7 protein-coding genes and 1 pseudogene are annotated in these 8603 nt (G+C 71.2%); 2 read left to right on the forward strand and 6 right to left on the reverse strand.

The features are described 5' to 3' along the window. On the reverse strand, positions 1-506 hold a 506-nt coding region (locus ACVNF4_RS28435; protein ID WP_461805744.1), incomplete at its 3' end, for an ADP-ribosylglycohydrolase family protein. Between the two features lie 154 nt (positions 507-660). Between ACVNF4_RS28435 and ACVNF4_RS28440 the strand changes: the two genes are divergently transcribed. Beyond that, positions 661-1725 carry a LacI family DNA-binding transcriptional regulator gene (locus ACVNF4_RS28440; RefSeq protein WP_461805745.1) on the forward strand — a complete coding sequence of 355 codons (1065 nt, stop codon included), beginning with the start codon at positions 661-663 and terminating at the stop codon, positions 1723-1725. On the opposite strand, the gene ACVNF4_RS28445 is transcribed toward ACVNF4_RS28440, so the two are convergent. The 4 genes from ACVNF4_RS28445 to ACVNF4_RS28460 are packed head-to-tail and all read right to left on the reverse strand — an operon-like array spanning position 1688 to position 6238. Continuing rightward, entirely contained in the window at positions 1688-3022 is a 1335-nt protein-coding gene (locus ACVNF4_RS28445; RefSeq protein ID WP_461805746.1) for a glycoside hydrolase family 32 protein, read from the reverse strand. The two genes, ACVNF4_RS28440 and ACVNF4_RS28445, sit on opposite strands and share 38 nt — an antisense overlap. Beyond that, entirely contained in the window at positions 3019-3870 is an 852-nt protein-coding gene (locus ACVNF4_RS28450) for a carbohydrate ABC transporter permease (protein ID WP_461805747.1), read from the reverse strand. Before ACVNF4_RS28450 ends, ACVNF4_RS28445 begins: the two co-directional genes overlap by 4 nt. A 14-nt stretch (positions 3871-3884) precedes the next feature. Continuing rightward, positions 3885-4832 carry a carbohydrate ABC transporter permease gene (locus tag ACVNF4_RS28455; protein ID WP_461805748.1) on the reverse strand — a complete coding sequence of 316 codons (948 nt, stop codon included), beginning with the start codon at positions 4830-4832 and terminating at the stop codon, positions 3885-3887. Next, the gene (locus ACVNF4_RS28460) at positions 4829-6238 is read right to left on the reverse strand and encodes an extracellular solute-binding protein (protein WP_461805749.1); all 1410 of its coding nucleotides are present in this window, start codon (positions 6236-6238) and stop codon (positions 4829-4831) included. Before ACVNF4_RS28460 ends, ACVNF4_RS28455 begins: the two co-directional genes overlap by 4 nt. A gap of 158 nt (positions 6239-6396) precedes the next feature. Here ACVNF4_RS28460 and ACVNF4_RS28465 point away from each other — a divergent pair, with 158 nt between their 5' ends. After that, on the forward strand, positions 6397-7938 hold the full coding sequence (locus tag ACVNF4_RS28465; protein ID WP_461805750.1) for a glycoside hydrolase family 32 protein: 1542 nt from the start codon (positions 6397-6399) through the stop codon (positions 7936-7938). A gap of 54 nt (positions 7939-7992) precedes the next feature. On the opposite strand, the pseudogene ACVNF4_RS28470 reads toward ACVNF4_RS28465, so the two are convergent. Further along, a pseudogene (locus ACVNF4_RS28470) lies at positions 7993-8603 on the reverse strand (hypothetical protein); the annotation flags it as partial.

Here is an 8603-nt window from a genome sequence, read left to right on the forward strand (position 1 = left end):
GCGGGCACCGCCGCGGTGACCGCTTCCGGGTGGTGGTGGGAGACCTCGCCCTGCCGGGCCGCCTGCTCCGCGACCGCGTCGAGGTCGGCGCTGTGCCAGGCACCGAGCGGGGCGGCCCGCATGGCGGCGCCGTTGCCCCAGGAACCCTGGCCGCCGAACTGTCCGGTGACCACGTCCCGCCAGGGCTCCCCCGCGCCGATCCGGCGCAGCACGTCATGCATCGACGCCCCGTAGCCGCGGTGCGTGTCCTCGGCGTAGGCCGCCGCGAGGCTCAGGGCCAGGCGGTCCTGGTCGACGACTCCCCCGCCCGCGAGGAGTTCCCGGACCAGCACCAGCGCCTGAGCGGTGTCGTCGCTCCACCGCCACAGCGTTTCCGGGGGCAGCGTCCGCGCCTCCAGGGCCGCCGTCCCCTGCCGGCGCAGGATGCCGAACCAGCGGTCGCCGAAGGCGTCGCCGAACGCGAGTCCGCGCAGTGAATCCAGCGCGGCGACAGGCACATTGATCATCGGCGCAGTATCACAGCGCGCCGGCTCCCCCGCACCCCTGTTTCACAACGCCCGGCCCCTGGCCGGCAGGACATCGCCTGTGTCGGACACCGAGCGTCACGGATAGGGTGAGCGGTGATCAACCGGACGGGTGGGGATGAGGGCGGCGCGCGCTATGGGCGGCACTGAGGAGAGACAGTCGGCGGGTTCCGGGCGTCCCACGTCGAGGGACGTCGCCCGGCTCGCGGGGGTGTCGCACACCGCCGTCTCGTTCGTGTTCAACGGGCGTGCCGAGGGCAATCTCTCCCTGGCCACGCAGGAGCGCATCCGGCAGGCGGCGGCCCAGTTGGGTTACCGTCCCGACCCGGTCGCCCGTGGTCTGCGCCGGCGCCGTACGGCCGTGATCGGGCTGGTCACGGACGAGATCGCGTCCTCGCCGTTCGCGGGCCGGCTGCTGCGCGGCGCGATGGAGACGGCCTGGGACAACGATCACCTGGTGCTGACGGTGGACTCCGGCGGCGACCCGGCGAAGGAGGACGCGGCCGTCGCGGAGCTCCTCGACCGCCGGGTGGACGGCATCATCTACGCCGCGATGTCGCTGCGCCGCGTCCGCGTCCCCGACGGCCTGCACCGCACCCCGTCCGTCCTCGCCAACTGTCTGCCGCAGGACGACTCGTTGCCGGCGGTCGTCCCCGCCGAGCGTGCCGGTGGCCGCACCGCCGCCCGGCTGCTGCTGGAGGAGGGGCACCGTCGCGTCGCGATGGTCGGCGGACAGAACGACATCGCGTCGGCCGAGCGGCTGAGGGGTTTCCGGGACGCCCTGCGGGTCGAGGGGATCATGGTGCCGAAGGAGTGGGCGGTGCGCACGGGCGGCGAGATCTCCAGCGGGTACGAGGGGGCGCTGCACATCCTCGACGGTGCCCCGGCCGACCGGCGTCCGACCGGGGTCTTCTGCTACAACGACCGGGTCGCGGCGGGCGTCCTGCACGCCGCGACCCGGCTGGGCATCCCGGTGCCGGGCGCTCTCTCGGTGGTCGGCTACGACGACCAGGAGCACATGGCGGAGTTCCTGACCCCGCCGCTGACGACGGTCGCGCTCCCCCACCATGCGATGGGTGAGGCCGCCGCCCGGCTCCTGCTCGACTCCATCGACACCGGCCGCACCCCGCCCGCCACCACGCGCCGCATCGCCTGCCCGGTGATCAGTCGGGCGTCCCTGGGAGCAGCTCCCACCCCGTGACCTCGGCCGCCGCCCCCGACACCACGAGTTCGGGAGCGGCGTCGTAGAGCCGCTGGGTCACCGTGGCCCGGTCGTCGAGGAACAGTTCGGCCAGCGAGCCGTCGACGAGCAGCCGCAGTTGCCTGCCCGGGGTCCGCAGCACGATCGGCTCGTCGGCGCGTTCCAGGGTCACGGTGCCCGCGTCCGGGTCGAGTCGCAGCGTCGTCGTCGGCAGGCTCACGGTGGTGGGGCCGTGTGCGGTGACGGTGAGGTCGCAGGAGTGCGGTAGCGGGACCCGGCCGCCGCCGTCCAGGGTGACGAACGGCTCGGCGGCGCGCAGCAGTTCGAGTTCCCGTGCGGGGACGACCCGCAGCGTGCCGTCCGGATGGGTGTCCACCTCCCTCGGCGCGGTGAGGACGCCGGCCCAGCCCGCGCGGTCCACCTCGCTCTGCTCGCGCGCCTCCCACGACCAGCCCCACATCAGGGTCCGGCGGGGTTCCGGGAGGACGGCGGGGGCGTAGAGGTCCGGGCCGTGGTCGAGGCGGCCGGCGGTGTGGGGCTCGAAGCGCAACTCGCCTTCGGGGGACGGGGTCAGACGTCCCGTCAGGTATCCGGTCGTCCACGGGTCGCCGTCCCACAGCGACACGACGAGCGTCCACTCCCCGGCGGCCGTCGCGTACAGCTGCGGGCATTCCCAGCCGACGGCCCGGTCGCCGAACGCCTCGGCCGCCACGGGGTCGTGGCCGTCGAGGAGGACTCCGGCGAAGCGCCAGTCGGTGAGGTCGTCGCAGTCGTAGAGCAGGACCGAGGGGGTGCCGTCGGCGTGGCCCGCGCCGAGGAGGGCCCAGCGGTGTCCGTCGTGGGTGAAGACGAACGGGTCGCGGAACATGACGGCGTCGAGGTCGGCCGGGGGTCCGGTCAGCACGGGGGCCGGGAGCGGTTTCCAGTCGGTGAGGGTCTCGTCGTCGGGGACGACGGCGCGGGCGAGGCAGACGGTGCCGAGGCCGGTGTGGTGGCGGTCGATGCCGGTGTAGACGGCGGTCGGCACGCCGTCGTCGTCGACCACGCAGCCGGACCAGCAGCCGGCCTCGTCGGGGCCGTCGGGGGTCGGGGTGAGGGCGATCGGGTGATGCTCCCAGTGCAGGAGGTCGGGGCTGGAGACGTGGCCCCAGTGGATGTCGTCGTGCACGGGGGCGGCCGGGTTGTGCTGGTAGAAGAGGTGGTAGCGGCCCTGCCAGCGGAACGGCCCGTTGGGGTCGTTGATCCAGCCGGTGGGCGGACGGACCCTGAAACGCGGTGCGTTGGGGTCGTGGTTCAACGGTTGACTCCTGCGGATGTGATGCCCTCGCGCAGAGGGCGCTGGCCGACGACGAACACGGCGACGGCGGGGAGCATGGACAGGACGACGCCGGCGAGGACGACGGAGATGGAGCCGGTGCCGAGGTTGCCCTGGAGGGAGACGAGGCCCAGCGGCAGCGTGTAGTTCTGGCCGGAGGTCTCCAGGATCAGCGGCCGGAAGAATTCGTTCCAGTGGTAGTTGAAGGCGAGGACGCCGACGATCGCGAGGCCGGGAGCTGCGAGCGGCGCGTAGACGGAGCGGAAGATCCGCCAGGGCGCGGCGCCGTCCAGCATGGCGGCCTCGCCCAGGTCCTTGGGCATGCCCATGAAGTACTGGCGCATGAGGAAGGTGCCGAAGGCGGTCGGGAAGGCCGGGACGATCAGGCCGAGGAGGGTGTCGGTGAGGCCCATCGACTTCAGGACCAGGAACACCGGGACGATGGTGACCTGGAGCGGCACCATCATGGTGGCCAGGACCAGCCCGAACAGGGGCTTCTTGAACCGGAATTCGAGGCGTGCGAAGGCGTATCCGGCGAGGCCGGCGGTGATCATCTGGCCGACCGCGATCAGTGCGGTCACGAGCGTGGAGTTGAGGGCCAGCAGCCAGACGTCCAGTTGGTCGAACACGCCCCGGTAGGCGTCGGCCGTGGGGTGCGTCGGGATGATCTGCGGGGGCAGGTCGAAGGACTGGGCGGGGGTGCGCAGGGAGGTGGACACGGTCCAGATGACCGGGCCGAGGGTCAGCAGCGCGCACACGGTCAGGGCGGCGATCCGCGCCCAGGGCCCGAGGGTGTGCCGGGTACGACTGAGGGAAACCGCTTGGCTCATGGGACTCACCCGGCTCACTGGTAGTGGACGAAACGCCGGCTGAGCCGGAACTGGAGGGCGGTCACCGCCATGATCAGCACGAACAGCAGCACGCCCACCGCGGACGCCTCGCCGAAGCGCAGCTGCTCGAACGCCGTCTCGTAGATGACCATCACGACGGTGCGGGTGGAGTCGCCGGGTCCGCCGTCGGTGAGGACGTACGGCTGCTCGAAGACCTGGAGCGCGTTGATCACGCCGACGACGGTCGCCACCAGCAGCGTCGGCGACAGCAGCGGCAGCGTGACGTGGAGGTGTTTGCGCAGTCCGGTGGCGCCGTCGAGGGAGGCGGCCTCGTGGATCTCCTTGGGGATGTTGTTCAGGCCGCCGACGAACAGCAGGAACGAGAAGCCGAACTGCTGCCAGACGTAGACGATGACGACGGTGGCCATCGCCGCGTTCTCGGACGTCAGCCAGGGCACGGGGGCGATCCCGACCAGCCCGATCAGCCAGTTCACGACGCCGAAGTCCTGGTTGAAGAGGTACTTCATCACGACGGAGATCGAGGCGGCGGACAGCACCAGCGGGAAGAAGAACGCGGAGCGGAACACCGACCGCAGCCACCCCGGCATCCGCCCGGTCAGCGTGAGCGCCAGGGCCAGCGCGATGACGAGTTGCAGGGCGACCGCGAACACCATGAACACCAGGGTGTTGCGGAAGGACACCAGCACGGTCGAATTGCCGAAGACCTCACGGTAGTTGGCGGTCCCGGCGAAGGTCGGGGAGTCGATGACGTTCCACTGGAAGAGGCTCAGGACGACCGAGCCTGCGATCGGGACGACGGTGAAGACGACGATGCCGACGACGGTGGGCGCCAGGAACAGCGTGGCCAGCAGGCGGGTGCCGCGCTCCCGGGGTGAGGGGCGCGGGGCGGACTGCGACGGAACCGGGGTCCGTGCGGGCGCGGGGATCTGCGTGCTCGTCATATCTCACGCTCCATGGCCTTCTCCAGGTCGCCCTGCATCCGGCGCAGCGCGGGGCGCACCGCGCGCGGGGAGGCGAGGGCGGTCCCGGTGTGCTTGAGGAGGACGTCGGTCACCTCGGCGACCTGCGGCGGCGCCGGGATCGGCCCGGTGTCGGGGAACTTGTCGAGGGTGTCGTAGAAGACGGGCCAGTGCGCCGGGCCGGTCTCCCGGTAGCGGTCTGCCGTCAGCATGGAGCGGCGGGCCGGGGTCGTCTGGTTGGTGTCGAACAGGGCGGTGAGCGTGTCCTTGCGGGCGGCGTACTTGATGAACTCCCAGGCCTCGTCCTGTTTCTTGGAGGTGCGCAGCAGGGCGTAGCCGGCGGCGCCGAACTGCATGCGCTGGGTGCGCCATCGCGGGAAGTACTGGACGTCGAAGGCGTCGCCCGCCATGCCGGCCTGGTGCAGGCCGCCCGCCCAGAAGCCGCCGGCGGGGGTGACGCCGACGCGGCCGGTGGAGAAGACGCCGACGAGGTTCTGGCCGTTGCCGCCCTCGGGGCGGGTGCAGAGGTCGTCGCGGATGAGGGAGGCGAGGTAGTCGTACGCCTCCTCGACGCGGTCGTGGGTGGCCTGCGGGGTGGTCCAGCGGAAGCCGCCGCCGCGTCCCCGGCGTTCGGCGGCCGGGTAGAAGGAGTCCCAGAGCCAGGCGCCGCCGGGGGCTTTGGACTCGGCGAGGAGGTTGGTGTCGTTGTTGAACAGCCAGGGCACGACGCCGCCCCACAGCCGGTTGGTCCAGAAGTAGGGGGTGAACTGGGAGCCGTTGGACTTCTTCATGGCGCGCAGCAGGGCGGTGAAGTCGTCGCGGGTCCAGTCGGGGGCCGGGAAGTCGGCGCCCGCCCGGCGCAGGACCTGCCGGTTGAGGTACATGTCGGCGGCGTTGAACTCGACGGGGAGCTGATAGAGGCTCCCCTCGTACATCATCGACTCCACCAGTGAGGGGTGGACGTCGGCGAAGTACTCCTTCAGTTCGGCCGCGTCCCGTTTCACGTACCGGTCGAGGGGGACGCCGAGGCGCTGGGCGAACAACTGGACGCCCTCGGTGGCGACGTAGACCAGGTCGGGTGCGGTGCCCGCCGCGATCTGGGTGAGGATCTTCGCGAAGAAGTCCGACCAGTCGACGGCCTGGACCGCGTTGATCCGCAGTTTGATGTCCGGGTGCGTCTTGCGGAATCCCTCGGTGAGGGTACGGATGGCCTCCGGCCCGTAGGCGGGGCCGAGGGTGGCGACGGTGAGGGAGCCGTCGTCGCGGCCGGGGATGTCGGCGCCGGTGAGCCGGTCCCAGCTCGCGGCGGTTCCGGTCAGGGCGGCGGCTCCCGCGCCGTAGGCGCCGTACCGCAGCAGCGTGCGGCGAGTGAGGTGCGAGTCGGTCATCCAGGTGCCTAACTCGTGTTAGTTCAGCGTTGATGCCCCAGATGATGGGAAGCGCGTCGCGGCCATGTCAAGAGGCGCGCACGCTTGACCTTTAACGAGTTAGGTCGCACAGTCCTGCTTCACATGAGCCGCCGTTCTCACGAGAGGGACGATGTGTGATGCCCGGAATATCCAGGAGAGCCCTGTTCGCGGGGTCGGCCGTGGGGGTGACGGCCTCGGTGCTGCCCACCCCGGCCGAGGCCCGGCCGAAGTCGGCGCCGGTCTGCGCGCGGTACCGCGCCGAGTACCACCACACGGTCCCCGACGGCTGGAAGAACGACCCGCAGCGACCGGTGTGGATCGACGGCACGTACCACTGCTACTACCTCTACAACGCCGACTATTTCACCGGCGTCGTCGGCACGGCCTGGCGGCTGGCCACCAGCACCGACCTGGTCACCTTCCGGGACCGCGGCGTCGCCGTCCCGAAGGACACGACCCCCAACGGGGACGTCTGGTCGGGCTCGGCGGTGGTCGACACGCACGGCTCCGCCGGGTTCGGGGCCGGCGCCGTCGTCGTCCTCGCCACCCTGTCGCCGGGCGGCGGCACGGACCGCCAGGAGCAGTTCCTGTACTACTCCACGGACCGGGGCCGCACCTTCACGCACTACGGCATCGCGCCGGTGCTGCCGAACCCGGGTGTGACCGACTTCCGCGACCCGAAGGTGATCCGTGACGAGGAGCGCGGGCGCTGGGTGATGGCTCTCGCCGAGGGCTCCAAGGTGGGCTTCTACCACTCCGGCGACCTGAAGAGCTGGACGTACGCCGGCGGCTTCGTCAAGGAGGGGCTCGGCGCGCTGGAGTGCCCCGACCTGTTCCGGCTGACCGCCTCCGACGGCACCACGAAGTGGGTGCTCGGCGTGAGCGGCAACGGGAAGGGCGCGGGGCTGCCGAACACGTACGCCTACTGGACCGGCGCCTTCGACGGCAGCACGTTCACCCCCGACGCCGGTGACCCGCAGTGGCTGGACCACGGGTTCGACTGGTACGGCGCCGTCACCTTCGAGAAGCACCGCGCGGACGGCTCGGTCGACCCCGCCGTCCGGTACGCGATGGGCTGGCTGAACAACTGGGACTACGCGAACACCACGCCCACGATCGACTGCGACGGCTTCAACGGCACCGACTCGATCGTCCGCGAGGTCACCCTGAAGCGGACGGCGTCCGGCGCGTACCATCTCGCCTCCCGCCCGGTCGCCGCCCTCGACACCCACGTCTCACGCACGGTGCGCCTCGGCGACATCCCGGTCGACGGCAGCCGCGTCCTCGACTACACGGGCACCGCCTACGAGTTGACCTGCCGCATCACCTGGGACCGCCTCACCGGCGCGGGCGTCCAGCTCCGCCGCTCCGCCGACGGCAGCCGGCACGTCGACGCCGGTGTCTACCGCGACTACGCATTCCTCAACCGGCGCGGCGCCGTCAACCCCGACACCTCCGGCAAGTGGCAGGAGAGCCACTCCCCCTTCGACCCGTCCGGCCGCACGGTGACCCTGCGGATCCTGGTCGACCGCACGTCCGTCGAGATGTTCGTGGACGACGGCCGGTACACGCACTCCTCGGAGGTGTTCCCCTACCTCGTCGACACGGGGCTGGCGCTGTTCACGATCGACGGCGGCGCGGTCTTCCGGGACGTGGTGATACGGGAGTTCGGCGTGTAAGCCGCTCGGGCCGGCCCGGGTACGTCAGGGGTCTTCGGGCCGGCCCGGCGGTCCTCAGCGTGCGAGGGTGTCGAACCAGCGGACGATCTGGGGCCCCGCCAGCTTGAAGGATCCGCCGTGGTCGGTCTTTCCGTGGTCGATCACGGGGGCGGTGACTCCGTGGCGGGCCAGATCGGCCGCGCAGTCGAGGGAGTTGGCGATGGCCACGTCCGTGTCGCCGGCCGCGCTGTGCAGGCGTACGGGGACATCGGGCTTCCAGTCGCAGGTGCCGTCCTGTGCCTTGAGCGCGGCCAGCAGGGCGCCGTCCGGGTGCTGGAGGCGCTGGTAGAAGCTGTCGGTGAGGAGTCGCTTCGCCGAACCGGGGAGTTTGGTGACGATGTCCTCCTCGGTGTGGTGGGTGTCGAAGAGTTGCTCCACGTATCCCGCGTAGGGCTGCCGGAAGACCTCGGCCGGACTGCGGTAGATGGGGTGCAGCCGGTTCTGCGCGGTGAGGAAGTACGCCATGTAGATCTCACCGCTGATGTCGTTGACGCGGCCGTCGAGCAGGGCCGGCACCGGGACCTGGTCCATCGTGTAGTCGTCGGTGGTGACCGAGCCGGTGCCGTAGACGGAGACACCCCAGGTGATCCGGTCGGTACCGGCCGGGACCTGGGGGGTGCGGACGC

Source organism: Streptomyces sp. S6, assembly GCF_054880855.1.

Excerpts from the sequence above, each read along its gene's own strand:
- ACVNF4_RS28450 (WP_461805747.1), bottom strand. The coding sequence starts at position 3,870 with ATGAGCCAAGCGGTTTCCCTCAGTCGTACCCGGCACACCCTCGGGCCC.
- ACVNF4_RS28455 (WP_461805748.1), bottom strand. The coding sequence starts at position 4,832 with ATGACGAGCACGCAGATCCCCGCGCCCGCACGGACCCCGGTTCCGTCG.
- ACVNF4_RS28465 (WP_461805750.1), top strand. The coding sequence starts at position 6,397 with ATGCCCGGAATATCCAGGAGAGCCCTGTTCGCGGGGTCGGCCGTGGGG.
- ACVNF4_RS28440 (WP_461805745.1), top strand. The coding sequence starts at position 661 with ATGGGCGGCACTGAGGAGAGACAGTCGGCGGGTTCCGGGCGTCCCACG.
- ACVNF4_RS28460 (WP_461805749.1), bottom strand. The coding sequence starts at position 6,238 with ATGACCGACTCGCACCTCACTCGCCGCACGCTGCTGCGGTACGGCGCC.